The sequence below is a fragment of the Fulvitalea axinellae genome (assembly GCF_036492835.1).
Lineage (GTDB): Bacteria > Bacteroidota > Bacteroidia > Cytophagales > Cyclobacteriaceae > Fulvitalea > Fulvitalea axinellae.
Genome location: NZ_AP025314.1, coordinates 680,725 through 707,320, shown reverse-complemented (window position 1 = coordinate 707,320; position 26,596 = coordinate 680,725). Strand labels below are relative to the sequence as shown.

Here is a 26,596-nt window from a genome sequence, read left to right as displayed (position 1 = left end):
TGAACGAGGTAGACTCCACTTTTTACTCACTAAATTAGACTCTTGCCTTTACACCGGTTTTTCGATAAAATGAGAAAACGATGAAGAGCAAAAAATTGGGCGGAGCCGTAAAATTCCTGTTAGCCTTGGCGGGCCTGTTCGTGATAGCCTGTTGGGTAATCCCTGCGGTAAACCGGAGCGCACCGTTCCGTGAAGTCACCGATTTTTCCAGAGAAAAGGATTTCAACACCGGTGGACTATTCTACACCGACGTGGAAGAAACCGGCCAAGCCGACGCCACCCTCCGCGACAGAAAACGGTTCTGACAAAACTTAATCGTCCCAAGGATCACAACGTTTTATCGAATCCCACGAAAAGCCCGGCGAAAATTCGCCAGGCTTTTTACATTCACAATTCTCGGGACTTATCATCCGTATGAAATCCTTATCAAAAAAACCTATAATGTTTGACGATGAAAATCATGTTAATATTTAGAATAAATACCCTATATTTAATATGTGTAAATATTCAAATGTATATTTGTTTTGTTTCAAGGTTTTCTTTCGCCTAAAAAGGTAAATATGAAGACTCCATAACAAAACCCAAAACGCCTAAAACATGATTACAGCACAAGAACTTAGCGCTTATCCCATCGTTTATAAGGGGGAGTTTGCGGAAGTTTATGACATGTCAGCCGAAATTCCCGGAGTGGCATTCGCTTTTTGGAGAGGATTTTTCAGCTTGGAAAACCCCACTTTTATTAAGGAAATGAATGATAGCGTTGACGAAATCAAGAAAAGGGGGATCAAAGTCTTTATTTCGGATCACTCGTATCTTAAACTGGTAAAAGACGATGTCCTGCAATGGCTCCATGACAATTGGTACACCGGCGCTTATCAGAACGGATTAGTGGCGGAACTTTCAATTGACGCCAAGAGTATTTTCGGAAAGCTAAGTCTGGAAAAAATGCTGAACGAGGCGAAAATGGGAGGGGTTGTTTCCGTTAAAGTCCATGATTTGGAAGACGGCAAAAAAGCGGCTAAGCAATTCTGCGAAAAAGCCGCAGTATAGACTCTAACAATTACTTCTACCGCAGATAATTCTAAACAATAAGGGGGAATGTAGGGTATAGACTTCCGATCGTTTTTGAGACATAATTACGTAAAACTATGTTGAATTATGTCCGATATTTTAGGAAGCCGTTCCAAAAGGATATTTCCCCTATTGGGTCTCAGGATAAATTACATTCATCGACACAATGTGTAATAGTGTAATGCCTAAGACCCAATGGGTTTATTTCTTCATTATATACGTTTCTTCTTGATTGTGCAGCCAATCGCTTTCGTCTGCTGTACATGCGGACGCTCGCCTTTCAGCAAAGCCTCCACGGCGTTTTGCACATAATGTTTTTTAGCTACGTTGGCGCTTCGGTAGTTATCGTCTATAGCTCCGATATATGCGACATAAAGACCGTCCGGCCTTTTCTCCAACACATAAACGTGAGGCGTCCGGGTGGCGCCAAACTCAGCGTAGATTTCCTGATTCTGGTCCGCCAGATAAGCGAAGGTGAACCCCTTTTTCTTATGGCGCTTTTTCATGCTCGCCAAGTTCTCGCGATCCGAAGCCGGCGTGTTCGGATTAACAGCCACTACCGGAAAGCCTTTCGGCTTATACTTCTTGTGCAAAGCCTCTATCCGGTCTTCGTAAGCCACCGAGTAAGGGCACTGATTGCAGGTAAACACGAGGATAAAGCCCTTCGCTCCTTTGTAACTGTTTAGGCTTACGTTTCTGTTATCCACGTTCTGTAGATCAAAATCATCAATCTTGTCGCCGATTTCATAACCTTGGGCCCATGTGGCGGACACCGTGGCTAACATAAAGAGTAAAAAAAGATGAATAGTTTTAGTTTTCATGGCTCGGAGAAATAAGGGTGAAGCAGATCGTTTATCGTTTTTTGGTTAGCGGGGCCTTCTATAAATGATTTCTTGCCATTTTTCACGACCAAAGTGGCGGGCAAAGCACCGCTCCATGTCGTGTCCACGCTGTTGATCCAAGTGTTGGCGTCGGGGTCGTCCAGTACCAAGACCTTTCCGCCTATTTTCCTTTTTTTGAGGAACGGAACCAAGTCTTTGTCTATCCTGTCGGGAAAATCCATACTGACCAAGACCATACTGAACTTCTCATTCCGCAGACTGTCGGGCAGACGTAAGTAAATCGGCAATTCTTCCACGCACGGTCCGCACCAAGTAGCCCAAAAATGGAACATCCTCACGCTGTCGTCGTCAGTTTGCCATTGTTGGCTCAACTTTTCGAAATCCACAACCTGCGGTTTTTCGACGTTCGCGACAAGAAGGCGGGAGCAAGCGGACACCACCAATATCAGTGACAGTGCCGTATACATGGCTTTGTTTTCGTTGAATTTCAGACGCATCAAAGATAAATGGACAAATAAACTGGCCGTGATGAAAAAGACATCACGCCAGTTAGCGTTATTTTCGGGAAGCCGGACATTGCGGTCTATGTAAAAGTACGTAACCGCAAAAAACTAGGTTAACTGGCAAAGCCAATTTTGTGTTGGTACCGACGAAGCCAAGACGAGAATCCGTGTATTTTTTTTCGGAAAAAAGACCGTCCACACACCAAATATATAACAAAAAACCGTTCGGGCCTAAACGTAATGCAATACCCTGCCTTTTCTTGAACTTTCCCGCACCACCAATTCCGGTTCTAGAATCACGGTTTCGGGCTCCACGGGTTTGTCGGACTGGATTTGTTTTACGCACAAATCAGCCGCGGTTTTTCCCATATCGAAGATCCTGTTGTCCACACTGGTCAGCGGAGGCGTAAAGTGCGCACTGTAAGCCTCGTTATCGAAACCAGCCACGGCGATATCTTCCGGAGCCTTGAGATTCCTTTTCCTAATTTCCGAAAGACAGGCCAACGCTATTCCGTCGTTAGCGGCCAGAATACCGTCAGGAAGCGGATCGAAGGAAAAAAGCTGGCGTACGGCTCCCATACCTCGCTCAAGGTTAAAAGCCCCTTTGATGATCAACTTCTCGTCTATCTTCAGCCCGTTTTTCCGCAAGGCTTTCTTATACCCTTTCAGCCGGTTGGAGGCGTTCATCAAGTTTTCGGGACCAGTGATATGCGCAATGCGCTTACACCCTACGTCAATCAGGTGCTGGGTGGCTTTCATCGCTCCAAGCTCACCGTCGCAAAGCACACTGGAGCAAGGGAGATCTTTCAATCCGCGGTCAAAATTCACGAAAGGGATCCTGTTGCGCACCAGCGGTTCGAAGTGTTCGTAGGTATCGGTTTTTGAGGTGGGCGAGAAAAGAATGCCTTCGGCACGAACAGAAGTGAGGAAACGGACGCTCTCGATTTCCTTTTCCAGACTGTCGCCGGTTTCCATAATAATGAGACGGTAATTTTCCTTGTCCAACACACTGAGAATACCCTTTAGGATAGTGGCGAAAAAATAGCTCGTGATCCCCGGCACTATAAGTCCAATAATGTTCGTTCGCCGGTGGATAAGGTTTGAGGCGTTGAGATTCGGTTGGTAACCAACCTTTTTGGCGTATTCCCGAACACGTTTCTTGGTCTTGTCCGAAATGGAATAATGGTCGCTGAGCGCCCTGGATACCGTAGACGCCGATAGCTTCAGGTCTTTGGCCAAATCGTTGATGCTGCTATACCTCTTCACTGAAAAAAATACTTTTTGTTCGCCCCAAAAACAGTATTCAGTTCACAAGGTAACCAGCCGGAGGGGTTTGCGCAAGCGGCGCCGGAAAAAACCGGCACCGTTTACGGTAATCGGCCTTAGGCCTGATTATTTTCTATAGCGGAAAGCAGAGCTTTCAGAGCGAATGTCACGCCCAACTCGTCATTGCTCTTCGTTTCGTACTGAGCAACAGCTTTTACCTCACTCTGAGCGTTGGCCATAGCGAAGCTGTACTTGACGGAACGAAGCATCTCGATATCGTTATGATAGTCGCCGAAGGCCATGGTCTGCTCTGGCGTTACGTCATGATTTTTCAGCAATGCCTGTAAAGCCACTCCCTTGTTCGCGTCCAAGTCGGTTATATCCATCCAAATTGGCGAAGATACCTTTACCTGTAGCCTATCGGTGTATTTCTCAAAAGCAGGATAGCTGACTTTCTGCGCTCCCTTGAGATTGCAGACCGTAAACTTCAAAATCTCACGGTCACGGATATCATGCAGATCGTCCACCACCTGATACGAGGCGAAATACTTTTTGACTTGCTCCAAAAACTCAGGCTCCCGGCTATCAATATACGCCGTTTCCCGACCGCCCAACAACAGGTAGGCGCCGTCGGTCTTTCTGCCGGTCTCAATCAAATCGCTTACGGTTTGGGCATCGAGCGGTTTGGAGAAAAGAACCTCGTCGTTCTCCACCGCCACACTTCCGTTTTCGGCGATATAAGAAAGCTCGTCACGGATAGGATGGAGCAGTTCGCGCAACACGGGGTACTGGCGCCCGCTGGCCACAGTAAACTTGATCCCCTTCTCCTTCAGAGCCCGGAACACCCCGAAAAACTCCTCATTAACCTTTCCTTCCGAATTCAGCAAGGTGCCGTCCATATCGGTGGCTACCATACGCACTTGCGAAAAATCGATATCTGCGAACATTTCTCCCGTGTTTTTGTAAGGGGGCGAATATCCGCATTTATTCCTTAGCAAGTATGTACTCAGACATAATTATCAACATTAAAAATATGGTACCCCGAAACCACCCGCAATATACTCTAAACAAACCCCGGTGTTCCTTTTTGAAAGATCAAAAAGGAACCAAAAAATCGCTCAAATACGGCTACAAATTTTTCTTCCATCCAAAAACATGACGGTTATGGAAGAAAAATAAAGGCCTGAGATTAGTTTTCTGGAATGAATAGGAATCTTTAAATACCAGCTCTAGAGGCAAAAATGGCGTATCGACTAATCAGTCTAAGGTCCGGCTCCAATGCGTGTACCAAATACCTAAGACTTGATACCAAGTACCAACTCCTTTGATTAGTTCTAAACGATATTCCCCCTCACAGTAACAGATTGCATTTGTTATATTTCAATTGTCATTCCGGCGTTGCACGCACTCTCGCCGGCGGTTTTTTAACTATGTTCTAGGAATGTCAATCACCATGATGAAACCGATTTTTAGCGCATTGCTCTGCGCGCTCGCATGTGTCCCTTTTTATGGACTACGCGCACAACAAAAGCCTAACTGGGAAAACGAGAAGGTCTTCGCAGTAAACAAAGAGGCGCCCCACGCCACCTTTATGAGCTTCCCGGACCGTAAGGGAGCTTTGGCGAACGACTTCGCCAAGTCGCCTTATTATCTGTCATTAGACGGGGTATGGAAATTCCGAAAGGCGAAAAACCCCTCTTCCGCACCCGCCGGATTCGAAAAGCCCGAGTTCTCAGTCAGTGACTGGGCCGACATCAAAGTGCCCGGCAACTGGGAGGTGGAAGGCTTCGGCGTACCGATCTACGTCAACCACCCTTACGAATTCGCCGACCGCCGTACCAAGCTTACCGAAATGGACGGCCCGGAACCGCCCCGAGTACCGCACGATTTCAACCCCGTGGGCTGTTACCGCAGGGACTTTACCCTGCCGGAAAAATGGTCAGGCCGGAAGGTATTCGCCCACTTCGGCGCGGTCAATTCCGGATTCTACCTTTACGTCAACGGCCAAGAGGTGGGCTATAGCCAAGGCAGTAAATTGCCGGCGGAATTCGACATCACCAAATTCCTGAAGCCCGGCAAAAACACCATGGCGGCGAAGATCTACCGCTGGACCGACGGCAGTTACTTGGAGTGCCAAGACTTCTGGCGCATCAGCGGCATAGAGCGCAGCGTATTTCTCTACAGCCAACCCCAGCTCCGCGTACGCGACTTCGGCGTAAAGAGCGTACTGGATGCCGCCTACACCGACGGCCTGCTGACCCTGAACGTGGAACTGGTCAACCATACGGCCAAGAAACAGAACTTCCGCATAACCTACGAGCTGTTGGACGAGAACGGCGGCACCGTAAAGGCCGAGGAACGCAAGGCTACGGCCAACCCGGGAGCCACCAAGCTGGAGTTTTCGGCGGAAGTGGAAAAAGTAAAACAGTGGAACACCGAACAGCCCAACCTCTACACGCTGTTGGTCACGCTCAAGGACAAAAAGGGAAAGACGATCGAGAGCCTGTCGGACAAAATCGGATTCCGCTCGGTGGAGATCAAGCGTGGACAACTGTTGGTCAACGGTGTGGCGGTATTGCTCAAGGGAGCCAACCTCCACGAGCATGATCCCGAAACGGGCCACGTGGTAAGCGAGGAAACCATGCGCGAGGACTTGCGCCTGATGAAAACCCACAACCTGAACGCCGTACGCCTAAGCCACTACCCCCAGCCCGAACTGTGGTACGAGCTCTGCGACGAGTACGGAATCTACGTCGTGGATGAGGCCAATATAGAGTCGCACGGAATGTACTACGGCGAAAAATCATTGGGCAAGAAAGAGTCTTGGAAAGAGGCGCACATCGACAGGATGCTCCGTATGGTGGAGCGCGACAAGAACCACCCGAGCGTGATCATCTGGTCGTTGGGCAACGAGGCCGGTAACGGCGTCAACTTTTACGAGGGCTACAAGGCCATCAAGGCCGCCGACGCCACCGGGCGCCCCGTACAGTACGAGCGCGTACATTTGAACCACCATATCTTCGTATTTGACTGGAACTCGGATATCATCGTACCGCAATACCCTGGGCCCGACTATCTGGAATGGTACGGCCAACACAAAACCGACCGCCCCTATATAGCCAGCGAATACGCCCACTCCATGGGCAACAGCACCGGCAACTTCCAAGACTATTGGGATGTGATAGAGCGCTACCCGAACCTGCAGGGTGGCTTTATCTGGGACTGGGTGGACCAAGCCCTCTGGAAAACCGACAAGCGCGGACGCTACTTGGCCTACGGCGGAGACTTCGGCGAGAATATGCCTTCCGACGGCAACTTCGTACTCAACGGAGTGATCAACGCCGACCGCTCCATACAGCCCGCCCTGCACGAGGTAAAAAAGGCCTACGAGTATATCAACTTCAAGTCCACTGACCTGCGCTACGGCTACGTACAGGTGGAGAATATCTACGACTTCGTAAACCTGAAGGAATTTGACTTCAAGGCCTTCGTAAAGGCCGACGGCAAAGTGATAAAGACCATCGACCTGCCGGAACTGGATATAGAACCGCATATGGGCAAAGCAGTACGCGTAGACCTGAAGGGGATAACGCCCGAGCCCGGCACCGAATATTTCCTGACGCTGGAGGCCCGGACCAAGAAGCCTTGGAACGTACTGCCGAAAGGCCATCTGTTGGCTCATGAGCAGATGAAACTGCCGTTGGAAAAGAAAGCCACGGCCCAACTGCCCGCCGGCAATGCGCTAAAAGTAAAAGACGGCAAGAAAGAGCTGACGATTGGCAACGCCGAAACCAAAGTGGTGTTCGACAAGCAAACGGGACAGATGCTTGCGCTCAGCGCCAAGGGCGTGGAATACTTGGAGAAAAACGGAGGCCCCACACCTGACTTCTGGCGCGCGCCTGTAGACAATGACTTCGGGAACCATATGGCCAAAAAGGCCGCCCGCTGGAAGAAAGCCACCGAAGCGCAGACGCTGGAAAGCTTCGCAAGCAAAACGCTGGACAACGGACAAGTGGAGGTAACGGCCGAATACAGCCTGCCCGAGACGCAAGCCCGCCTGCGGGTACGCTATACGGTAGCCGGAACGGGCGCAGTAAAAGTGGAAAACACCCTGACCGCCGGCGAGGCCGACCCCGATATGCCGCGCTTCGGTATGAGCCTGCGCGTACCGGCCCAGTACGACAACATCACCTACTTCGGTCGCGGCCCGTGGGAAAATTACCGAGACCGTAACGTAGCGGCCTTCGTGGACCTGTTTGAGAAAAAGGCCGAAGACTTCTATGAGGCCTACGCGCGTCCGCAAGAGAACGGCTACCGCACGGCGGTACGCTGGACGGCCGCCCTCAACGCCAAGGGCGACGGCCTATTGGCCATAGCCACCAGCGAGCGCACAAACCGCCGCAACATCATCCGTATGACCGGCGACAACGAAGCCTACTGGCCCGTATACGGCAAGGAAAAATACTTGGGAATGACCGCCATGCCATACCTCAGCGAGGACTTCGAAGGCAAGAAGCACACGGTGGACGTAAAGAAGCGCCCCTTCGTACGCCTCAACCTGGACTACGGCCAGCGCGGCGTAGGCGGCACCGACAGCTGGTGGGCAGAGCCGATGCGCAAATACCAGATCAAGAACAACCGCAAGCTCAGCTACGGCTTTATCTTGGTACCGATGAAAGGCGCCGACCGCAAAAGCCTGCTGAAGACTTCCAAACTTCTCTGGCCCGAGCAAGCGGATACGGCGCTATAACGCACGGAAAAAGCAACAGTACTAGGCTGACGCTAGCTTATATTATACTTATGAAAAAACGGGAGGTTTAAGCTTCCCGTTTTTTGTACTTCTATATTTTCAGAACACAAAACTGCCCCCTCAAGCCATAAACCTTGCATTCTACAAACATTCCAAAGACGCCGACGGCACAGCTTCTGCGCCCATAAAGACAATGGCTACCCCCTACCGATACATAGCGCCCTACCGCCACCTGGAACCCGCCGAACGGTTGATGATCGAACGTATGTGGGGTCATGGCCTGTCGGTACGTTTTATAGCCAAGGCCATTAACAGGGCGCCCTCCACGGTAAGCCGGGAACTTGAACGCAACCGCTTTGGTCAGTACTACTCGGGTACTATGGCCCAACAATTGGCCGAAGCTAGAAAAACATGGGGCGCTACCGCTAATATAAGATATCGGGCATACGGCCTTAGGAAACGTAGATATACACACAGGATAAGCCACAATATGATATGCTGGACTTCTGACCTTAACCACTATCTGCGCTTAGGAATCAATACTCGACAACGCAGGCTACTCGGTAGCTTTTTCAAAAAACCGTCACTTTTTAAAGCCGAAAACAAGCCTTTCGGATTCAGAAGAGCTTTGCTCTTATACAAGACAATACAGCTTCAAGCCCGCCTCAACAAAGATACCCTCCACCACCAAGACTCAATCACCAAACACGATTACTCCCCAAACATTCCACCACCCAACAAAACAACTATAGCGCTTTTCGCCCTTGTTGATCATCCTGTTTTTTCAAATCAGGCGGCCTAACTGTCCCTTAAAATCGATTAAAACCTTACTCTGGCTATTTTTTTCTATCGCAGACTCAACCTCACTCCAAAACAAATCCACTTCAGCCCATTCCATGGAGTTTGAGCTTAAATAGGCTCAACATCTTTATGCTAGGACCCTATAAATTACTACTTGGTAAAAACTAAAAACATTCATAGAGAAGTGTTGCGCTTACTCACGTCTGCATTGGCTTAATCCCCACTATCTCTATAGGGACTATCATAGGTAGTCCAAGCCGTCCAGTTTTCACTCATATTCCCAGACATGTCCATCAAACGAAACCGTACTTTATATTTCCCTTCTTTGGTGTAAGAAAATGCGCCTGAACACATACCATGTCCAACATATAACTGACCATCATGCTCCTTTTTGAGTAAATAGGTTCGCACCTTTTTAGTTTTAAGGTTAACAAATTCAGTCCTTATCAGCGTACCTTCACCTATTATATCCAAGCTAAAGATGGCATTAGCTTCGGGGCCACAACCATAATATTCTACTGACTTGCCAACCAGTCTAGGTAGTGTTCTCCAAACAGGAGGTTTTTTATCAACATGATTTTTCACCCCCCACGCGATGGGTTCTGACTTTCTAGTTTCTGAATTCCACCTTGTAAGTGGTCCGCTTAACCATATTTCTCTTCTATTTTCAATTACCAATCTATATGTTTTACCAACTTGAAGTTCCTGTTCTGGTTTTAAAACGGCCTGAGTCAATGAGTACATACCATACAGGGTCTCTAAAACCCTAAGTCTCACCTTATGTCCTTCCGATTCCAAATACACAGGATATTTAGTATTAAGGGAATCAATTATAGGCTGACTCATTGAATAGCCTTCAATCACTATTATTCCATTTTTGTTTATCTCGCCTTTTGAAGGATATACCGATATACCTGAAGACCCACATTCGGCATTGGCTTGCAGGAAGATAATAAGGTTAAAAATTGTTGTTAGATAGTATCTCATAAAAATTAAAAGTTAGGTTACGACTAGCCATTCTCACCAAAGGAAAACTTGCCTTCACCACTTAACTATATTTGTAGTTTTAAATATATGGTAAATTCCGCTACTAAAGCAATCAAATAAAGTGTTCTTCACCATAACAGAAGAAAAAATCGTTTTACAGTGCCTACAATGGTATAGAAACGCATTGTTTCCATTTAAATAAAAGAAAATGGTTACTCCCTAAAAAACAGACTTTCACGACTGCATCACAAAAGCTGATCACCCCTAGTCAAAAAGAAAAATATTTAAAATCAAGTTCACCGCATTTCCGGCCGAGTATTTGCCACATCCAGTATCAGAACTAATTGTGAACCTAAATATTAAAGAACAATGGGTTATTCACATGAATCTGGCAGTATACTGTCTCCGGAAAAGTACCCGGAAGTGGCGTCTAACATCGGCGAATGTCAGGCCGTGGCCAATGAGATCATGCTACAACGCGACAAATCGCAAGTAGTGTTGATAAGGGCCAATATCAGGGAAGGGGAAGCCGAAGCTCGTGACATCAGCGAAGCGTCGGAAACGGCCCGCCTTGAAACCGTGATCAACATCTTGCAAAACCAAATCCCCCAAACACCAAACGCTTTGGTACGCGAGGGATTGGAAGCTGAGTTGCTCGAAGCGCAAGCCCAACTGGCCAACTTAAAAGTCAAGGCCAAAAGAAGGGCCGCCTCGCCTATTGTCAAACATATGCGTGGAAACATCCGGCAAAACACCAGCGAAGTGGAAGTAACTATGTGGGTTGCCGACTTTGTTTCTTACCTCAACGACTATGTCGTGCCCGGCAATATCGGTGAAGGTTCGGTATGGTTTGACGGTAACGAATACGTGGCGCAGGCGGTAACCAATTAAGTCAGCTGATCTTTTCGCAAAAAGAGGCCGGCAACACTTCTACGTGTTGCCGGCCTTGTTGTTTCGTTCCGGGACGGGCTGGACAAACCAATCGGTGTATGGTATATTTCGATGCTTTCTTAGGTTTTGCGTTTTCCAACGTCTTTCTTCGTTCCATTCAGATATCGTAATTCATTGGTTTGTTATGGATATAAGGGTGGAGGGACACAAACGCACCGTGACGTACTGGGGAGATCGCAGAAGTATTGAGATGGAAATCACGGAAGACCGGATAGTATTCTACACTATGCCGTCCGAAAGCCTTCAGGGATGGCCAAAAATAAAGCCCAACCGTTCCGAGCTGGAAGTATGGTTTCTGGAGGATGAGAAAATACGTATCCAGCGTAAATATAAATCTCGTGAATTGGAGTTTGACCCTCGTAAGATAGAGCGTATACTTTATGACACTGGTAAGCTTCCTTCTCGTCGCAGGAATCTCCTGATTGCAAGCGCCATAGATGTCTTTGCCGTATTTTCTGGAGATTCGGACCCTAAGTCTTTTTGCTCATTTACTATCAATTCCGTACCTGACGGGAGATGGAAGGAGTGTAACCGCGCTTTTATAGATGAGGCTTTGAGAGTTCTTGAGGAACGTTACGGCATTCCTTCGGAATATAGGGAAGAACGTATAGTCACTAAAAGTCGCAAGAGGGACGGGATTGTCTTTCTTAGCATCGTCGGCGGGATGTTTCTTGCCTTATTACTTTTTATTCTTTGGTTGCTTTCGCATATAGTGGCCTGGATATTTTCCGCCTTTACATTACCCCCTTTGTGATATGAATGAGTTTCTCCAAACCAAAAACGACGAAGACCTCAGGGTGGTGACACTGGAAGGTCACCGTGCAAAACACCGTCGCTTGGACGCTATTTTGGAATTCACTCCGGATACCGTCGCGTTTTATATGAGCTTTTACGGAAACCGTAGCAGGCACTGGACCATCCGTTTAGGAGATAAGCTGGAATGGAGTGCCTGGGGACGCCGAAAGCGTATAATCGACCCGAAAGAAGTGGTAACATTCCTGTATGAAGTGGGGTTAGCCGGCAGAAGGGGCCGATACACCGGAAACGTAACAGTGTTTGCGGTACTAAAGGGAGACCCCGAACCCAAAGAGTTTTTCACACTGTACGGGGAAGCCTCCCTTAATGGACCTTGGTCACAACAGATGCATGCTTTGGCCAAAGAGTGTCTGAATGTGTTCCGGACCCGATACAGAATACCGTACGAATACCGGACAAAAGTGGAAACGCAGAAGCGAGAGAAAATAGAGAAGGCGGGGTGTTGGGTTACTGCTGTTCTCTTTGTTGGGCTGTTCGGTATTATCATCTGGGTGATGTGGCTTGATATTTTCTCTTAACCCGATCATTTTTTCCGTTATGAATAAGCGTAACAACGATAGGCCCGTCTCCCGATTCTTCCGTTTTCTGAAACGCATATTGAAAGACATTTTGGTCTCATGGTGGCGTTTGCTGTTTTTTTGGATGGAAAACCGTTAGTTTACCGTCGGAAAGTGGGGCCTGAGCGAGGGGATGTCAAACGATAAACACGGTAAGATGACTGAAAAGGCTTGGCTAGATCGATGGAATAAGCGATTCGGAGAAGACGAATACGCTTACGGAGTGTCACCGAACGATTTTTTGAAAGAGCGGTTGGACAAGCTCGATCCCGGAACAATCCTGTTCCCCGCCGAAGGCGAAGGCCGTAACGCCGTTTACGCGGCCAAGAGCGGTTGGACAGTATCGGCTTTCGACATCAGCGAAGAAGGCAGGAAAAAGGCTATGAAATTGGCGGAAGCCGAAGGGGTTAACGTGGATTACAGGATCGGGGAACTGGAGAGGCTTGATTATGCCGAGGGAAACTTCGACGCTATAGGGCTGATATACGCACATTTTCCTCCCGCTCTCAAATCGGCTTATCATAAGGCCTTGGCGGATCTGTTACATCCGGGCGGTATTGTTATTTTAGAAGCTTTCGGGAAAAGACATATCGAGTATAATTCGAAAGACCCCAAAGTCGGCGGACCGAATAACGTGGAGGCGCTTTTCTCCACAGAGGAAGTACGTGATGACTTCCAGGGTTTCGAAATTTTGGAACTGGAGGAAAAAGAAATCGAACTGAACGAGGGACTTTACCATATCGGACGGGGTTCGGTAGTGAGGTTTGTTGGAAAGAAACGGTAGCGTTTCGGCCATTCGCACTCGACCAGACCCATTTAACAACCGCTTCGGCGGTTTTTTTATTTTCCAAATTTGTGGCCTAAACGATCTGTGGGGATTGAGATGGTAAATTTAAAGAGCACTACTTATTGTTAAGCTAGCCTTTCATTAATGAGAGTGTTTATCTGTTAAAATATTAGATGGAGGTGTTTTTTTAATTTTTTTTAAAAAAAGAACTTTATGCTTGAAGTTATCTGAACTATAATTCTATATTTGTAATGTTAGCGTAAGGGAAGTGCGTACCCGAGCGCTACGATTCCACACAAAATAGCTGAGTGAAATGGATAGGCGGGGAGGAGTCCCAGCCTATCGCTGTTTTGGGGTTATATGTTTCGGGGTTAATACAACAAAACCCCGTCCCGGAGTTATCCGAGGCGGGGTTTTGTCATTTCGTATGGTCTTCTTCGCTTAGCTGTTCAGCGTAATAAAGCGGTCCACGTCCTGTTTTTTGCCCATCACTATCAGGATGTCGGTGGCGTAAAGCACCGTGCTGGCCTTAGGCACGCCAATGATATGCTCTTCCTGTACGGAATGGCCGTCACGTACCTTTTGGTAGCTCCGCTTGATAGTGATCAGGTTCAAGTCGTACTTGTCCCGCAAGCCCACTTCCTTCAGTACCATATTCGCTACCTTGGCCGGCGTCTTGATCTCCACGATCTCGTAATCGTCGGGCAAAGGCAGGTAAGAATAGATATTCGGTTGCAAAAGCTGTTCGGCCACGCTCTGTCCGATGGTGGCTTCCGGAGATATGATCTCGGTAATGCCCATCTTTTGCAGGATTATCCGTTGGTGGTCGTTGGCCGCCCTACCCATTATGCGTTTTACCCCAAGCTCCTGCAAAACTACTATGGTAAGGAGCATGCACTCGAAGTTGTCGCCAATGGCTACCACCACGGCGTCGAGTTCGGAGATGTTTTGCGCAACCAAGCCTCGCCTGTCGGTGGCGTCGAGCTGTACGGCGTGAGCCACTTCCTCTTTTATCGCCTCAATCTTGTCGTAATCGATATCGATTGCCAGCACCCCAGCGCCACGCGCGGAAAGGGTCTTGGCAATGGCTTCGCCGAACTGGCCGAGTCCTATTACTGCGAAATTGTTCACTTGTTTGGTGTTTTGGGTTCGGCGTCCGGCATGCCGGGCGCTTACACGTATAAAATCTAGCGCTTCCCCCTCTTCCCTTCTTTCTCCACCGGGCCTTTTAGGCCCCGACCGCGTTGAGTTTTGTTCTCATAAAGCCCACCAAGATTTCCAAACCGCCTTTGAAGTCGGTGTTGTTTGGCACTACGATGTCGGCTTCGTATTTCGTCGGTTTGATGTAACGCTCGTAAGTGGGCATCACGTGACGCTCGTAACGGTAAAGCACGTCGTCCAGGTCATAGCCGCGTTCGGCGTTGTCACGGATGATGCGGCGCTTGAGCTTGATATGTTCCTGGGCGTCTATGTACACCTTGGTGTCGAGCGAAGCGCTGATCTTGTCGTCGTAAAATACGAAAAGGCCCTCGACGATGACAATCGGAGCGGGTTTAAAGCTGAGCATACGCGGAGTGGCGTTCGGGTTGTTGAACATATACTCCTCGCGCTCGGCCGTTTCGCCGTTTTTCAGCTTATCGATATCGTCCATAAACGCATCGAAATCGATAGACTCCGGCTTGTCGAAGTTGTGTACGCCGTTCTCGTCCACGGGCTGGAGGTGCCGCGGTTTGTAGTAGTTGTCTTGCGAGATAAGCGTAACGTCATCTTCACCGAAATAAGCCATCAATTGGTTCAGGAACCGGGTTTTCCCCGAAGCGCTACCGCCCGTAATCCCGACAAAGTAAGGTGTTTCCATCAGATATAGTGTGTTTCTTTACCGGGTATCGTTCCCGGACAAAGACATTATTTTTGCGCCAAATATTCGACCAACGAGCGTACGGCCTTGCCACGATGGCTGATTCTGTTCTTTTCCTCAGCCGATATTTCGGCGAAGGTTAATTCCATGCCTTCGGGACGGAAAACGGGATCGTAGCCGAAGCCCTTCTCTCCGCTTCTCGCTTCGGTAATGTCGCCTTCCGCCGTTCCGGTAAACTGCGTCTCCTTCCCTCCTTCTATCAGGGTGATCACCGTCCTGAACCTGGCGCCCCGCTGGCTGTTGCCCTGAAGCTTAGTCAAAAGAAGGTCGATATTGTCGGAGTCTTTGCGTTGTGGTCCCGCAAATCTGGCCGAATACACTCCGGGAGCACCGTTTAGAGCGTCCACTTCCAGGCCGGAATCGTCGGCAAAGCAGTCCACGCCGAAATGGTCATATACATAACGGGCTTTTTGCGAAGAATTGCCCTCCATGGTGTCCTGTTCTTCGGGGAGGTCCACGTCACACCCGATATCGGCGAGGCTGAGGATTTCGAACTTGCCTCCGAGCAGGCCTTTTATCTCGGCTATTTTGCCCGGGTTGTTGGTGGCGAAGCAAAGTTTTTTCATATGACTGAGTTTGTGCGCCAATGCGGGCGCCTCGGCTTGTACCGGTATCGATATTGTGCTTAATTTCGCAAAAATAGACACAATACGCCTTATGGCCAAAATCATTATCAATAACAAGGAGCTAAAAGAGGGGATACATTACTACTTGGACGAACGGGGAAGGTGTGTATTTACCCGTCAATACCATTTGGAAAGAGGTCACTGTTGCAAACCCCGCAAGGAGAACAAATGCAGACATTGCCCATGGAAGGAAAATATGAAGGAAAGTAAAGATAGCTTTATTCTATTTTCATAATGGAATGATTAAATTCGCCAAACTTTTGCGGATATGAAGGACGAGAAAGTAGCGATTGTAGACTTGGGTACAAATACCTTTAACCTGCTGGTGGCCGAATTCCAGTCCGGCAACATGGACATGCTTGTCAACGAAAGGGTTGGCGTGCGGTTGGGAGAAGGTGGCATAAGCGAACGCAGGATAACTTCCCAAGCTATGGAAAGGGCTTTCTCAACTTTGGAGAATTTCCGTGATACGTTGGCCGGTTACGGCATAGGCCCCGACAAAGCCATCTTGGTAGGCACAAGCGCCCTTCGCAACGCTTCTAACGCCGATTCCTTCATCAAAGAAACCCACAAACGCACCGGTTTTACGGTTCATACCGTAGACGGCGACAGGGAGGCTTACCTGATTCACGAGGGCGTAAAGCGCGCGCTGAGGCTAAGCGACGACATTTCCCTGATCATAGATATAGGTGGCGGAAGCGTAGAGTTCATTTTTTGCAACGAATCGAGGGTGTTTTGGCAACGCAGCCTTGAGATAGGCGCCCAACGCCTAATCGAGAAATTCCAACGCCACGACCCTATCAGGCCAGAAGAGATCAAGGAACTCGAGGCCTATTTGGAAAAAGAACTGACGGGAGTGCTGGAAGTCGCGCGCCGTTTCCCTCCCGTGGAATTTATCGGCTCTTCCGGCTCTTTTGACACTCTGGCGGAGGTCTACGAAGCCAGCAAAGGTATTTTGGCCCAACCGCACAGAACCGCTTTTAACCTACCCACCACAGAGTTTGAACTCTGCTACCAAACGTTGGTCAACAAAAACAGAGGCGAGCGCCTGCGTGTCCCCGGAATGATCCCTTTGCGTGTAGACTTAATCGTGGTCGCTTCCTGCCTTATACGTTTTTTGCTTAGAGAAATTCCCGTCAACAATATCCGCGTGTCAACTTACGCTTTGAAAGAGGGATTGATGTATATGATTAGCGAAGGAAGGTTTAGAGTAGAATAAGTCTATCCGACTCTCATTTTATTTTACAGCAAAACAGATAGTCTGGGTCAATCCTGTTCAGGCTCCTCTTCAATCAGCGAAGGGGTTGGAACAACCTCCTGTCTCGCTCCCGGTTCAATGTCTACGGTCACCACCATGGCCCTACCGCCAGTCTCTTCCGTCTCCGGCGCTGACATATCATGCCTTTGGCCCTCAGGCGCAGGAGCTCCCCGTCTTCTTGATCTCTCCGGAATCACTTCATACTCTTCCAACATCCGATCGCTTTCACTCTTCGATTTCGGACGTCCCAAAAGGGTTTTTGATCGTTCTCGGTAAGTAACCGGTGTTGATTTCTGAAAATCATGCTGTGAAGAGCCGGAAGCCACCACCTCGAAGTCAAACTCTGGATGATGCATCACAGGCGAAACCGACGCGCCCGAACGCTGACTCCAGTCAAGAGCTCCGGGATGAAAGCCTACTGGATCCGAAACCTGGAAGTTTCCTCCCAAAAGATAAATCAACTCATCTAACGGAGCTTCCGAATTTCCCCCAAGCTGAAATTTGGAACGGCTCATATAAGGCGCCGGAACATTCCATTTTCGGGTTGTGGGGTCAAAAGAGGGAAAGTAACTATCAGCCTGATAACCGGTCGGTGCGTCTACTTTTATATACTCCCTTTCTTCCTTTTCCAATATCGCTTGCTCATCCACTATGCCGTCCTGCGCTTTATTTAGCCACTGGCGATATTTGCCCGCTTTCTTTTTACCATACAAACGGTCATAACCCATAACATCCTCACGGCGATAAAGAGTATTGGCCGTAAAACGTGCCGTAGTGCTATCCACTTTCGGCGCAATTCCCAACTCCGCCCGTATTTGGTTTTCGAGAAAGTCCGTAAAAGCGAAATACGCATCCATAGTCGGAAACTTGTAATCGCGAAGCCTGATTAGCGCTTCAATCAACCCTCTGGCGTATTCCACCACTTTAGGCATTAAGGTGTAGTAACCCTCGTTTTTGGATTCGTTCCAATCGGAGCTTTTCGCAAAATAACTGCTCTCTTTACGGATTTGCGTTGGCACCCAGATTTCCAGATAGTCACCCGGACACCAATACGCATTACCCAGGCTTTGCATAGCGTGCAGAGAATCCGAAAAATGCCCTCCCGGGCGCTCCTTTTTGGCCGGTTTTCTCAGTTTTTGCCACAGCCTGCGTGGTCGGCTAACCTGTTCTGCGTCAAAATCCGGAACGCCTTCCGGCACTACCGGCAAATCGGACTGCGAAAGAAAAGCGGTATGATCGTTAAGCTCATGCCCGAACACGTGCAAGGAATGTCGGTGATACATATACATATCATCGTCCGCCGAATTATTGGGGTCCATAACTTGGCTGAGCAACGCCCGCCCTGTCGGAATCATCATCAGCTTTAGGTGAAAAACGTCCAACTGGCGTTTAAAATCATCGCCAAGGGATAAGCCCGCATCTTTCGCCAAACGCTCATACAGATTAACGTGACGTGGCGTAGGTGCCGGATGGCTTTCACTGGGCGTTCTCAAAACAGACCGAGGTTCACTTCTTTGAGACGCTCTGGTCAGTCGGCTGGTTCCGCTTCTGCCTCCAACGCTTTGTGTGGTTGGGTGGGCTTCCGCCGTCAAACCAAACTCTCCACGTAACGAACGGGTACGAACGCTACGCCGGCTTACAGAAGAACGGCTTTCCTGTGACTGTTCCAGCAAATCCCCGCCCCAATTAATACTTTCGGAAAGCTCACTGTCTTTGGCTGGCCAATATTCTGGCGCAAGGCTTCCATATATTTTCATGCGTGTGCTCGCTCCCCTATCTGACCATAGGCTAGACAAATGCGACCTGTAACGGTCTTTTTGCGAAATTCCCTTTTTTCCCTTCTCTGAAGGTTTGTTAACCACCGTAATATCAACTCCCTCTTCCAAACCGGACAACATCAGCTCCTCCTCACTGACCTCAAACATGTCAGGGTCGTCCGGAAGCCATACGGAATCAGCCGTGTCGGTAAACGAACTGAATCCACCCGAAGAGTTTCGCTCTTTCCAAGCGTCAAATTTTGCCAGTAACTCATGGTAAGCGACATCAATTTCATCGATCAAACGCAAAATCCCATTTGTATATGGGTGAAGCTTCACACTAAGTTTCGAATGTATCGGGTGCCTGAAAAACCATCCGTTACAGGCGGTTTCCATCTTAAAAAGCATCTGTTGCATCGAAGCGAATACCGCTGGCGTAAAAGACCTCTGCTCAAGCGCCTTGTAACGTTCAAGGTAAGCCTCTATTTCAAGAAGCTCCTCATTGCCCGTGTAGCGGTCTTCAAGGCTACCAACCTCTGCGCTATATGTAGCATTATGAAACTCCTCAAGACTCATCAAAGCCTGAACCACCCGCTTTCCACCACAGTCCGATACAGCCCGCTGCTGTCCCGAAGCGGTAACGCTCTGTCTTTTTTTACTTGTTTTGCTCGAACAAAACATCCTATAGGGTTAAGTGGAAGCTATGGATATTCGGGAGGGTTTCGCCTCATGGCTAAACAGTTTTTTTCAGGAAAAAGTTCAGCAAAAACAGCCTTGCCCGACCTTCGCCCGGCACAAACCAAAAACCGCGACACATTAGGCATATTTTTCCTCCCCACTCATTATACGGCATGCTATTCGAGTATCGATATTCCCGAAAGGGGGATTTGCGTCAATGTTCTTAAGACGAAAAAATAAAAACGTTACGATTCAAACCAAGCACGGGGCCACTCGTGGCGGGATAGCCCGTCAGCCAAAAACGGACAATTTCCCCCAGCACTCCTCTTCAGAAAAATACAACTCGCCAATTCAGGCGATGATGGACGAAAAAGCCTTTATAGAAACGGCCGAGCATTACGGCAGTGGGGATTCTTTTTGGAAAATCAGGCGCCTACTCCGGCGCTATCGGCAGACGCAGGAAAGTAATCCCGGCAAAGACCCGAAGAAACTGCAAAAGTGGGCCGACGAGTCGATGGAGGTGTTATTGAATTTGGAAAAGAAGATTTATGACTGGTACAGCGCAAACGAAATCCGGACTTCCAAAAGACTCGGAGCAAGGCGGTACGCTTTCTGGCCGGTTTATTATCTAATGGCCGAATTGCTGGAACAAGTGGCCGAAGAGCGCCGCTCCTGCGTGGAAGCCATTATCAATTACAGATTAACACTGTGGAGCCCTGTCAAAAAGAAAGTAAAACCGGCTAAGGTCCAGCAAATTTGGGAAGACATCTTAGCAAAAAGAGGCAATATCCTTTTGACAGAAATGCCGGAAGAACTTCAGGAACAGTTCCCTCCCAAAGACTATTGGGACGAATTCCAAAGACACCGCGGCATTACGGAATCCTCGTCTTCCAGCAGCGTAGCCATTCTTTCCATCCACTCTGACGATATCCGCCCGGAATTGCGAAGCACAAGCTCCCGAGATCCCGAAACACCAGAGGACTCAAGCGAATGGCTACCCGCAGACCAAGGAGCCATCTCAATGCCTATTCCCACTGAAGAGTCAACTGAAACCGATCGTTTAGACGAAGTTCCTTGGGAAATAGAACGTTCAGTTTATAACCCGGGGAAACCTAAAGGCAAATCAAACTTGAAAACCGCTAGGGCTATAGGCGAGATTAAGGAAAAAGAAGAAAAACGCCATGACCTGCAACGCCTCTTAGGCAGCGCCGAACACAAAAAGCGCTTTCCGAAAAAATCTAAAGTCTCGTTCGAACCAACCGCCCATGTACTGCCCTTCAGACAGGACGATCATGAAATCGCTTCGGCACCTGTAAAAACCGAGGAATTGGTAAGTCCCACTTTGTTACTGAAAACAAAATTCAGGCGCATGGCGGAAAGGCGAATCAACGGAGGGCCCAAGTTTTATTGGGACCTACGAGCCGACCTAGCCCGGATGCTACAGCAAGAAGAATCCGCCGCATTACTCAGCGATATCGCAAACAGCAGGAGAAGTTGCCCCATTTATATCGCTCCAAATTCGGAATTGACTCCCGGAGCTTTTCAAAAAGATTTTATAGGTTTCGACTCTGACAGAACTATTGATCCGAAATTCTTAACCGGAGAACTGCGTGAATATATCGACTTTGTGTGGACACGGGAAAGAAGCCAGCAGATTGGTCGCTTGGGCCAAACGGGAACTTTCAGGCCTGAAGATGGAGATTTGGACCTGGCCGATACAGTACTCATAGGAGACCATTATCTGCCCGAACATCCAATGAAACTCTTTTTGCCAACCATGCGCATAGACGAAACGATGATCTACGCCCCGACGCAGTGGAACAGCCGAAACGAATCCGGATCACTGAGTCTGTACCCGTCTTACTTTGTATTGATGCGCGCTTTGGCCAGTATAGATAAATCGAGAAAAGGGCTAGCCAGTAACAACCCTGAGGAAGAACGCTTTTTGGAAGATTTTGAAAACCCTACAAGGGCGGAACTGGGCTTATATCCACGAGAAGCGGGAATGCTCGCTTGGGAAAAAGAAATGTACCCGACACAAGGCGACGAGGGTGACTCAGCCCGAAGAGACCCAAGCTAGATTGTTTCTTCGTAAAACGAAAAAAGCTGTCCCACTCACACAAGACAGCTTTTCCCATCAATATTTCCAGTATGCGGTTACTTCGATATTTCCGCATAAAGCCTCGCCATGGCGATTACCGGGTTGTGTCCCAAATAATCTTTGCACGGCTTATTCCTAGCCGACCCTGGCTTTCTTAACACTTCTTCAGGGTTACCGCCCAAAGGATGATAGAATTCCCAAATCGTGCCCGTCTTCTCAAACTGCTTGGCACTACTGTCCAGAGCTTTTTCCAGAATGATCTTGGCGGCGTCTTTTCTTCCGTACTTCACACACCCTCTGGCCACCCAGTACGTCATGCTGTTCCAAGCCGGCCCGCGCCACATACGCAATTCGAACTTGGGATCCCGCTTGCCTACAGTAGCGATCGGGTGAGCCGTATTAAAGCATGTCGTATCCAACAAGTACTCGTTTATCAAGCGGTCAGCTTGAGGTTTTGTAGCCGCTCCCGCCACAATCGGAAACAATGTTTCGAATGCCAAAGTGCGGAGCTTCTCGTCTTTCATCGCCCAACTGTCGTAGAAAAGTCCGTCCTTTTTGTCATACATTCCTTCCTGAATATGCTTCTCCAACTGATCAGCCCGACGACCGTAAAAATTGTCGTCCATACCTAACATATTGGACCACTTCGCAGCCACTTTATAAAGGTAATAGACATGGCTGGTCGCGTCGATGCAAGCCCAAGCGCCTTCCGCCGTATCATCGAAACGGATTCCTTCGTCTACGCCACTTTCCCAACGTTTTGTCAGGATGTCGGTATAATAAAAACCTTCACCTTCCGCCTTTCTGTTATTCTCAAACCATGAGATCTGCCTTACAAGCGGTCCGTAAAAACGCTTAAGTACCGAGTCGGCTCCGGTGAGTTCCACATAATCGTCTATGGCGAAAACCCAAAACGGAGGGTGTCCTTGCTTTTCCCTACTCCAGCTAGCCTTGGTTCTTTTCTTGTTCAGCTTGCTACCCGGCATCCAAAACGAGCCCGGAACCATTCCGTGATCTTCCTGATTCTTAACGTTGTTGAGCAACTGCTTATATGCGTGTTCCGGATAAGCTGGCATCAGGTCTATCACTTGGTGTACAAGATCCCAATGACCAAAAGCCGGTCCGTACACGTATCCCGGGCCAATCTCTTCCCATTCATGTTCAAAAGGCCATACGGGCGGATGCGTGCTTTTCTTGTGTAGCTCCGCCACATAACTGAGCATTGGTCTCCACTCCTTTTTACCGATAGAATTGGCCTCTGACTTAAGCTGTTTCCAGCTTCCGCCGGGGTTTGTACCCGGAGTTGTTTGGATGGATTTGGGCTCGCAAGACAAAAATCCGAGCGCCAAAACGATGGCCAATCCTGTGGCCAGTAAAGGTCTTATCATATCCGTTTAGATTTTGTTATCCGGAATATTTGGTTTCGTATGGCTTCGAAAAATCCATTTCCTGACTTTTCTTCTCTAGAATTTAGGGAAGCGTAATCACATAAAAAAGAGAGAAAAGGTTTTTAAATAGCTCCGCAGGGCGCATTTTTTTCGGGAAGGGTGTCAGTACCGTTCCCAAAAAAGTTCAATATTCAAAAAAGCATGAACATTGGTTTTCCTAAAGAGTAAAACGGGAGGAGTACAGATAAAAAAAAGACAAAAAAAAGCTCCACTCGGGAGCCTATTCAAAAGGGCGGATTACAGCTTACGCAAAATCGCGCGAGCTTATTCCTGAATTAAATTTTCTTCACTCGTACGGCATTCAAGCCTTTCATACCGTTCTCAAGTTCAAACGTCACCTTGTCGTTTTCGTCAACTGGCTCCATAAGGCCGTTTACGTGGAAGAAGTAACGTTCGCGACTATCCAAATCGCGGATAAAGCCGAATCCCTTCGAGTGGTTGAAGAAGTCTACACGGCCAGTCAAAGGCTCCTCATCTTCTTTTTCCCTTTTAGGCACTCCGATTTCGATGCTCTCGGCGTCTATTTCCTTCTTTTTCTTCGTTTCGTCAGGCGGTGTCGTGCTAAGGAAACCGTTCTCGTCGACATAAACCATCATGTCGTCAAGTCCTGAGCCAGCGTTCTCGGCGCTAGCCGCTCTACGCTCCGCTTTCTTCTGTTGCTTGTCCTGCCTTTTCTTAAGGCGTTTCTTCTCTTTTTCTTTTTTGCTAAAGGTCTCTTGTGATTTTGCCATTCAATTCAGTTTTAAAATAAAATTCGAGGTCGCCCTATTTGGTACGGCCGAAAGACTAGTTAGGATAAAAAACGATTGACAACGTTTTTGTTCGAAACCGGCAAAAGCCGGGCCGGACAAACGGCGCTGAAACCGGAGAACCCCCTGTAGTCCCATCAGCCACGAAGGTACGACAAATAACTGGAACCCTTTCACGAAATTTAACGAAAAGAAAACTCTTCTTTCTTGGTCCACGCTGAAATTCAGGGCGGTACACACAAAAGAAAAGACATACAAAAACTCCGAAGCTTTTAATTATACTTCCGAAACCAACTTTCGACAGTCAAACTCACGACACCGAAAAGCGCCTCGGTAAAGATTCCTCCGGACATTTTTGAAGTCCCCAAAGTCCTGTCCGTGAAGATGATCGGAACTTCCTGAATCTTGAATCCGTATTTCCAAGCCGTGAATTTCATCTCGATCTGGAAAGCGTAACCGACAAACCGGATCCGATCCAATGGCATTTTCTCAAGCACCTCGCGACGATAGCACACAAAACCGGCCGTAGTGTCGTGAATCGGCAAACCGGTGATCATCCGCACGTATTTGCTGGCAAAATATGACATCAGAACGCGCCCCATCGGCCAGTTGACCACATTGACACCCGAAACATACCTTGAGCCCACAGCGACACCAGCACCGCCTAGACAGGCTTCCCTGAGCTTCAGCAAATCGTCAGGGTTATGCGAAAAGTCGGCGTCCATTTCGTAAATCAACTCATATCCCGCTTCCAGAGCGTAACCGAAGCCGGCGATATAAGCCGTTCCCAAACCTTGTTTTCCTTCCCTCTCCAACAGATGGAGCCTTTCGGGAAATTCCTGTCGCAGTTCCTTCACCTTCGCGGCCGTACCGTCAGGCGAACCGTCATCCACGATCAGGATATCCAAGGGTTTTTCCAATCCGAAAACGTGGCGGATAATTGATTCCACGTTCTCGATTTCATTGTAAGTGGGAATAATTACTAAACTCTCTTTCATAAAAATACGCTCTATGCAAAAACACTGGCCAAAACTTCGCCAAGACCGGCATCCGCAGAAAGAAATCGGGAATTGGCGACGGCCGGGTTTAAGTATAACGGAGGAAACAGTCTTTTCGGTTGACTGAATTGGCTATGTTTTAATAAAATTAGAAATAGCGTTTCATCCAGCTGTCCTGGGCTTTCAGTTTCCATCCTTTCCTGAAGGCATCAAGGTCGGACAAGGCGTTGTTGTACACCAAATCGTAAAGTCCGATCTCGCCGTTGGCGATCTTGCCCCTGATCTGCGACAGCTCCGTAAAGCGTACTTCGCCGTTGCGGTTATAAGCGATGGCCCTATCCATAAAATCGGGACCGCCGTTTTCGGCCAAGCTCTTCACAAAGCGAGTGAGTCCGTCGATCGAACAACCCGTAGCCTGCTGGCTATCCTCGTTTACGGCCACTATAAGGAAGTGCTCGTCCTCGAAACGGTAGGCCACGTTCAGATCAACGCTGTGCGCCTGCCAAGTGTCAAGAAAAGGCTCAATACGGCTCGCCAACGCATCGGCTTCCTCTGCGCCGAAAGGCCTGTTGCTTTGAAAAATCCACACCCTGGCGTTGTCGGGCATATTCTCGAATGGGAGTAACATATGGCAAAACTGTTTGGAACGGCTGGGCCGTCCGGTTTCCATTACATGAAAAAGCCGGCGTTAATACACGCCGGCCTTCAAAAAACAGGTATTCTTTCTTCGAGCGGCGCTTCAGATAGCGATACGCTTGAAGTCAACAACGGTCATACCTTTGTTCAAACCGTCGAGATATTTCTCTACAGACACGCTGCTGTCCTTAACGAAGTCTTGGGCCAACAAAGTGTTGTCTTTGAAGAATTTGTTAAGCTTACCTTGAGCGATTTTGTCGAGGATCTGCTCAGGCTTGCCTTCAGCGCGAGCTTGCTCACGTCCGATTTCCAATTCCTTCTCTTTAGTAGCCTCGTCAACGCTGTCTTTGCTTACAGCGATAGGGTTCATGGCGGCAATCTGCATACCAACGTCCTTACCAGCGGTCAGGAAGTCAGCGTCTCCGCAGTTAGCCAAAGTTACCAATACGCCCAATTTCTTGTTCGAGTGGATGTAAGGAGCCACTTTCTCGCCTTCAGCGACGATGTAGTGCTTAACCTCCATTTTCTCGCCGATACGGCCTACCATCTCGATGATCTTGTCGTTGATAGTCTGGTCGCCAGAAGTCAAAGCCAAAAGCTCCTCAGTAGTAGCGGGCTTCTCGTTGAAAGCAACGTCGAGGATTTCGTTGGCCAAAGCAACGAAACCGTCGTTCTTAGCAACGAAGTCGGTCTCGCAAGTGAAGGCGATCAATACGCCACGAGTTCCGTCTTCAGTAGTTCTCGCAACAACAACACCCTCAGAAGTCTCGCGGTCCGCGCGCTTGGCAGAAACTTTCTGTCCTTTTTTTCTGAGAATCTCGATAGCTTTTTCGTTGTCGCCGTCGGCTTCAACCAATGCCTTCTTGCAATCCATCATGCCGGCACCGGTGATTTTTCTCAATTCGTTTACTTGTTTCGCTGTAATAGCCATTTTAAGCGTATTTTATATATAGAATTGTGAATCTCAAGTATTAAGGGCTTCAAAGCCGCACAAAAATAGCTGAAAATCACTGAAGCTACAATAAAAAAATTGAACATCACCAAAAGAGGCGATGTTCAATTTTTTTTACTCAATATTCCGGTTTGTGCCGGTACA

General features: G+C 48.4%; 26 protein-coding genes. 11 read left to right on the top strand and 15 right to left on the bottom strand.

Annotated features, from left to right (window positions below; translation table 11 throughout):
• The first annotated feature begins 80 nt into the window (after positions 1-80).
• Both AABK39_RS02950 and AABK39_RS02945 read left to right on the top strand, forming a co-directional pair.
• Positions 81-305: a hypothetical protein gene (locus AABK39_RS02950; RefSeq protein ID WP_338393425.1), complete on the top strand. Its 225-nt coding sequence runs from the start codon at positions 81-83 to the stop codon at positions 303-305.
• Positions 306-597: 292 nt separating this feature from the next.
• Positions 598-1,050, top strand: a complete 453-nt coding sequence (locus AABK39_RS02945; protein WP_338393424.1) for a hypothetical protein — start codon at positions 598-600, stop codon at positions 1,048-1,050.
• A 233-nt stretch (positions 1,051-1,283) separates the two neighbouring features.
• On the opposite strand, the gene AABK39_RS02940 is transcribed toward AABK39_RS02945, so the two are convergent.
• From AABK39_RS02940 to AABK39_RS02925, 4 genes are all read right to left on the bottom strand, one after another.
• Positions 1,284-1,892, bottom strand: a complete 609-nt coding sequence (locus AABK39_RS02940) for a thioredoxin family protein (RefSeq protein WP_338393423.1) — start codon at positions 1,890-1,892, stop codon at positions 1,284-1,286.
• Complete coding sequence (locus tag AABK39_RS02935; protein ID WP_338393422.1) at positions 1,889-2,410, bottom strand: TlpA disulfide reductase family protein; 522 nt, start codon at positions 2,408-2,410, stop codon at positions 1,889-1,891. The genes AABK39_RS02940 and AABK39_RS02935 overlap by 4 nt, the downstream gene beginning before the upstream one ends.
• Positions 2,411-2,647: 237 nt before the next feature.
• Positions 2,648-3,682, bottom strand: coding sequence for a LacI family DNA-binding transcriptional regulator (locus tag AABK39_RS02930; protein ID WP_338393421.1), 1,035 nt, complete (start codon positions 3,680-3,682; stop codon positions 2,648-2,650).
• Positions 3,683-3,798: 116 nt separating this feature from the next.
• Positions 3,799-4,629 (bottom strand): HAD family hydrolase, encoded by an 831-nt coding sequence (locus AABK39_RS02925; protein ID WP_338393420.1) that lies wholly within the window; start codon positions 4,627-4,629, stop codon positions 3,799-3,801.
• Between the two features lie 506 nt (positions 4,630-5,135).
• Between AABK39_RS02925 and lacZ the strand changes: the two genes are divergently transcribed.
• Together lacZ and AABK39_RS27680 are read left to right on the top strand one after the other, a co-directional pair.
• On the top strand, positions 5,136-8,432 hold the full coding sequence (gene lacZ, locus AABK39_RS02920) for a beta-galactosidase, LacZ type (RefSeq protein WP_338393419.1): 3,297 nt from the start codon (positions 5,136-5,138) through the stop codon (positions 8,430-8,432).
• A 193-nt stretch (positions 8,433-8,625) separates the two neighbouring features.
• Positions 8,626-9,234 (top strand): helix-turn-helix domain-containing protein, encoded by a 609-nt coding sequence (locus AABK39_RS27680; RefSeq protein ID WP_421825152.1) that lies wholly within the window; start codon positions 8,626-8,628, stop codon positions 9,232-9,234.
• Between the two features lie 212 nt (positions 9,235-9,446).
• Here the strand turns inward: AABK39_RS27680 and AABK39_RS02910 are convergent, their stop codons facing one another.
• Positions 9,447-10,220: a hypothetical protein gene (locus tag AABK39_RS02910; RefSeq protein WP_338393418.1), complete on the bottom strand. Its 774-nt coding sequence runs from the start codon at positions 10,218-10,220 to the stop codon at positions 9,447-9,449.
• A gap of 369 nt (positions 10,221-10,589) precedes the next feature.
• On the opposite strand from AABK39_RS02910, the gene AABK39_RS02905 reads away from it, so the two are divergent.
• The gene (locus AABK39_RS02905) at positions 10,590-11,111 is read left to right on the top strand and encodes a hypothetical protein (protein WP_338393417.1); all 522 of its coding nucleotides are present in this window, start codon (positions 10,590-10,592) and stop codon (positions 11,109-11,111) included.
• A gap of 1 nt (position 11,112) precedes the next feature.
• Here the strand turns inward: AABK39_RS02905 and AABK39_RS02900 are convergent, their stop codons facing one another.
• A complete protein-coding gene (locus AABK39_RS02900; protein WP_338393416.1) occupies positions 11,113-11,268 on the bottom strand; it encodes a hypothetical protein in 156 nt (51 codons plus the stop codon).
• 27 nt (positions 11,269-11,295) lie between these two features.
• Here AABK39_RS02900 and AABK39_RS02895 point away from each other — a divergent pair, with 27 nt between their 5' ends.
• The 3 genes from AABK39_RS02895 (at position 11,296) to AABK39_RS02885 (ending at position 13,328) form a co-directional block, all read left to right on the top strand.
• Entirely contained in the window at positions 11,296-11,925 is a 630-nt protein-coding gene (locus tag AABK39_RS02895; RefSeq protein ID WP_338393415.1) for a hypothetical protein, read from the top strand.
• A gap of 1 nt (position 11,926) precedes the next feature.
• A complete protein-coding gene (locus AABK39_RS02890; protein WP_338393414.1) occupies positions 11,927-12,505 on the top strand; it encodes a hypothetical protein in 579 nt (192 codons plus the stop codon).
• 196 nt (positions 12,506-12,701) lie between these two features.
• The gene (locus AABK39_RS02885; RefSeq protein WP_338393413.1) at positions 12,702-13,328 is read left to right on the top strand and encodes a class I SAM-dependent methyltransferase; all 627 of its coding nucleotides are present in this window, start codon (positions 12,702-12,704) and stop codon (positions 13,326-13,328) included.
• A 444-nt stretch (positions 13,329-13,772) separates the two neighbouring features.
• Here AABK39_RS02885 and AABK39_RS02880 read toward each other — a convergent pair whose 3' ends face one another.
• The 3 genes from AABK39_RS02880 to rdgB all read right to left on the bottom strand — a co-directional run bounded on the left by AABK39_RS02880 (position 13,773) and on the right by rdgB (position 15,815).
• On the bottom strand, positions 13,773-14,462 hold the full coding sequence (locus AABK39_RS02880; RefSeq protein WP_338393412.1) for a potassium channel family protein: 690 nt from the start codon (positions 14,460-14,462) through the stop codon (positions 13,773-13,775).
• A gap of 97 nt (positions 14,463-14,559) precedes the next feature.
• On the bottom strand, positions 14,560-15,189 hold the full coding sequence (locus AABK39_RS02875; RefSeq protein WP_338393411.1) for a uridine kinase family protein: 630 nt from the start codon (positions 15,187-15,189) through the stop codon (positions 14,560-14,562).
• Positions 15,190-15,236: 47 nt separating this feature from the next.
• Positions 15,237-15,815 carry an RdgB/HAM1 family non-canonical purine NTP pyrophosphatase gene (gene rdgB / locus AABK39_RS02870; protein ID WP_338393410.1) on the bottom strand — a complete coding sequence of 193 codons (579 nt, stop codon included), beginning with the start codon at positions 15,813-15,815 and terminating at the stop codon, positions 15,237-15,239.
• 91 nt (positions 15,816-15,906) lie between these two features.
• On the opposite strand from rdgB, the gene AABK39_RS02865 reads away from it, so the two are divergent.
• Entirely contained in the window at positions 15,907-16,110 is a 204-nt protein-coding gene (locus AABK39_RS02865; protein WP_338393409.1) for a DUF5522 domain-containing protein, read from the top strand.
• 33 nt (positions 16,111-16,143) lie between these two features.
• Entirely contained in the window at positions 16,144-17,094 is a 951-nt protein-coding gene (locus tag AABK39_RS02860; protein ID WP_338393408.1) for a Ppx/GppA phosphatase family protein, read from the top strand.
• A 47-nt stretch (positions 17,095-17,141) separates the two neighbouring features.
• Here the strand turns inward: AABK39_RS02860 and AABK39_RS02855 are convergent, their stop codons facing one another.
• Complete coding sequence (locus AABK39_RS02855) at positions 17,142-19,571, bottom strand: hypothetical protein (protein ID WP_338393407.1); 2,430 nt, start codon at positions 19,569-19,571, stop codon at positions 17,142-17,144.
• 214 nt (positions 19,572-19,785) lie between these two features.
• Here AABK39_RS02855 and AABK39_RS02850 point away from each other — a divergent pair, with 214 nt between their 5' ends.
• Positions 19,786-21,648, top strand: coding sequence for a hypothetical protein (locus tag AABK39_RS02850; RefSeq protein WP_338393406.1), 1,863 nt, complete (start codon positions 19,786-19,788; stop codon positions 21,646-21,648).
• Between the two features lie 77 nt (positions 21,649-21,725).
• On the opposite strand, the gene AABK39_RS02845 is transcribed toward AABK39_RS02850, so the two are convergent.
• From AABK39_RS02845 to tsf, 5 genes are all read right to left on the bottom strand, one after another.
• Positions 21,726-23,057, bottom strand: coding sequence for an MGH1-like glycoside hydrolase domain-containing protein (locus AABK39_RS02845; RefSeq protein ID WP_338393405.1), 1,332 nt, complete (start codon positions 23,055-23,057; stop codon positions 21,726-21,728).
• 335 nt (positions 23,058-23,392) lie between these two features.
• Positions 23,393-23,848, bottom strand: coding sequence for a cold-shock protein (locus tag AABK39_RS02840; protein ID WP_338393404.1), 456 nt, complete (start codon positions 23,846-23,848; stop codon positions 23,393-23,395).
• A 290-nt stretch (positions 23,849-24,138) separates the two neighbouring features.
• Positions 24,139-24,864: a polyprenol monophosphomannose synthase gene (locus AABK39_RS02835; RefSeq protein ID WP_338393403.1), complete on the bottom strand. Its 726-nt coding sequence runs from the start codon at positions 24,862-24,864 to the stop codon at positions 24,139-24,141.
• A 148-nt stretch (positions 24,865-25,012) separates the two neighbouring features.
• The gene (locus tag AABK39_RS02830) at positions 25,013-25,492 is read right to left on the bottom strand and encodes a hypothetical protein (RefSeq protein ID WP_338393402.1); all 480 of its coding nucleotides are present in this window, start codon (positions 25,490-25,492) and stop codon (positions 25,013-25,015) included.
• A gap of 111 nt (positions 25,493-25,603) precedes the next feature.
• Entirely contained in the window at positions 25,604-26,431 is an 828-nt protein-coding gene (gene tsf / locus AABK39_RS02825; RefSeq protein ID WP_338393401.1) for a translation elongation factor Ts, read from the bottom strand.
• Positions 26,432-26,596 lie beyond the last annotated feature (165 nt).

Bases quoted from the DNA above. Each gene is read 5' to 3' on its own strand.
- AABK39_RS02950 (WP_338393425.1), top strand. From the start codon at position 81: ATGAAGAGCAAAAAATTGGGCGGAGCCGTAAAATTCCTGTTAGCCTTG.
- AABK39_RS02945 (WP_338393424.1), top strand. From the start codon at position 598: ATGATTACAGCACAAGAACTTAGCGCTTATCCCATCGTTTATAAGGGG.
- AABK39_RS02940 (WP_338393423.1), bottom strand. From the start codon at position 1,892: ATGAAAACTAAAACTATTCATCTTTTTTTACTCTTTATGTTAGCCACG.
- AABK39_RS02935 (WP_338393422.1), bottom strand. From the start codon at position 2,410: ATGCGTCTGAAATTCAACGAAAACAAAGCCATGTATACGGCACTGTCA.
- AABK39_RS02925 (WP_338393420.1), bottom strand. From the start codon at position 4,629: ATGTTCGCAGATATCGATTTTTCGCAAGTGCGTATGGTAGCCACCGAT.
- lacZ (WP_338393419.1), top strand. From the start codon at position 5,136: ATGATGAAACCGATTTTTAGCGCATTGCTCTGCGCGCTCGCATGTGTC.
- AABK39_RS27680 (WP_421825152.1), top strand. From the start codon at position 8,626: ATGGCTACCCCCTACCGATACATAGCGCCCTACCGCCACCTGGAACCC.
- AABK39_RS02910 (WP_338393418.1), bottom strand. From the start codon at position 10,220: ATGAGATACTATCTAACAACAATTTTTAACCTTATTATCTTCCTGCAA.
- AABK39_RS02905 (WP_338393417.1), top strand. From the start codon at position 10,590: ATGGGTTATTCACATGAATCTGGCAGTATACTGTCTCCGGAAAAGTAC.
- AABK39_RS02900 (WP_338393416.1), bottom strand. From the start codon at position 11,268: ATGGAACGAAGAAAGACGTTGGAAAACGCAAAACCTAAGAAAGCATCG.
- AABK39_RS02895 (WP_338393415.1), top strand. From the start codon at position 11,296: ATGGATATAAGGGTGGAGGGACACAAACGCACCGTGACGTACTGGGGA.
- AABK39_RS02890 (WP_338393414.1), top strand. From the start codon at position 11,927: ATGAATGAGTTTCTCCAAACCAAAAACGACGAAGACCTCAGGGTGGTG.
- AABK39_RS02885 (WP_338393413.1), top strand. From the start codon at position 12,702: ATGACTGAAAAGGCTTGGCTAGATCGATGGAATAAGCGATTCGGAGAA.
- AABK39_RS02875 (WP_338393411.1), bottom strand. From the start codon at position 15,189: ATGGAAACACCTTACTTTGTCGGGATTACGGGCGGTAGCGCTTCGGGG.
- rdgB (WP_338393410.1), bottom strand. From the start codon at position 15,815: ATGAAAAAACTTTGCTTCGCCACCAACAACCCGGGCAAAATAGCCGAG.
- AABK39_RS02865 (WP_338393409.1), top strand. From the start codon at position 15,907: ATGGCCAAAATCATTATCAATAACAAGGAGCTAAAAGAGGGGATACAT.
- AABK39_RS02860 (WP_338393408.1), top strand. From the start codon at position 16,144: ATGAAGGACGAGAAAGTAGCGATTGTAGACTTGGGTACAAATACCTTT.
- AABK39_RS02855 (WP_338393407.1), bottom strand. From the start codon at position 19,571: ATGTTTTGTTCGAGCAAAACAAGTAAAAAAAGACAGAGCGTTACCGCT.
- AABK39_RS02850 (WP_338393406.1), top strand. From the start codon at position 19,786: ATGTTCTTAAGACGAAAAAATAAAAACGTTACGATTCAAACCAAGCAC.
- AABK39_RS02845 (WP_338393405.1), bottom strand. From the start codon at position 23,057: ATGATAAGACCTTTACTGGCCACAGGATTGGCCATCGTTTTGGCGCTC.
- AABK39_RS02840 (WP_338393404.1), bottom strand. From the start codon at position 23,848: ATGGCAAAATCACAAGAGACCTTTAGCAAAAAAGAAAAAGAGAAGAAA.
- AABK39_RS02835 (WP_338393403.1), bottom strand. From the start codon at position 24,864: ATGAAAGAGAGTTTAGTAATTATTCCCACTTACAATGAAATCGAGAAC.
- AABK39_RS02830 (WP_338393402.1), bottom strand. From the start codon at position 25,492: ATGTTACTCCCATTCGAGAATATGCCCGACAACGCCAGGGTGTGGATT.
- tsf (WP_338393401.1), bottom strand. From the start codon at position 26,431: ATGGCTATTACAGCGAAACAAGTAAACGAATTGAGAAAAATCACCGGT.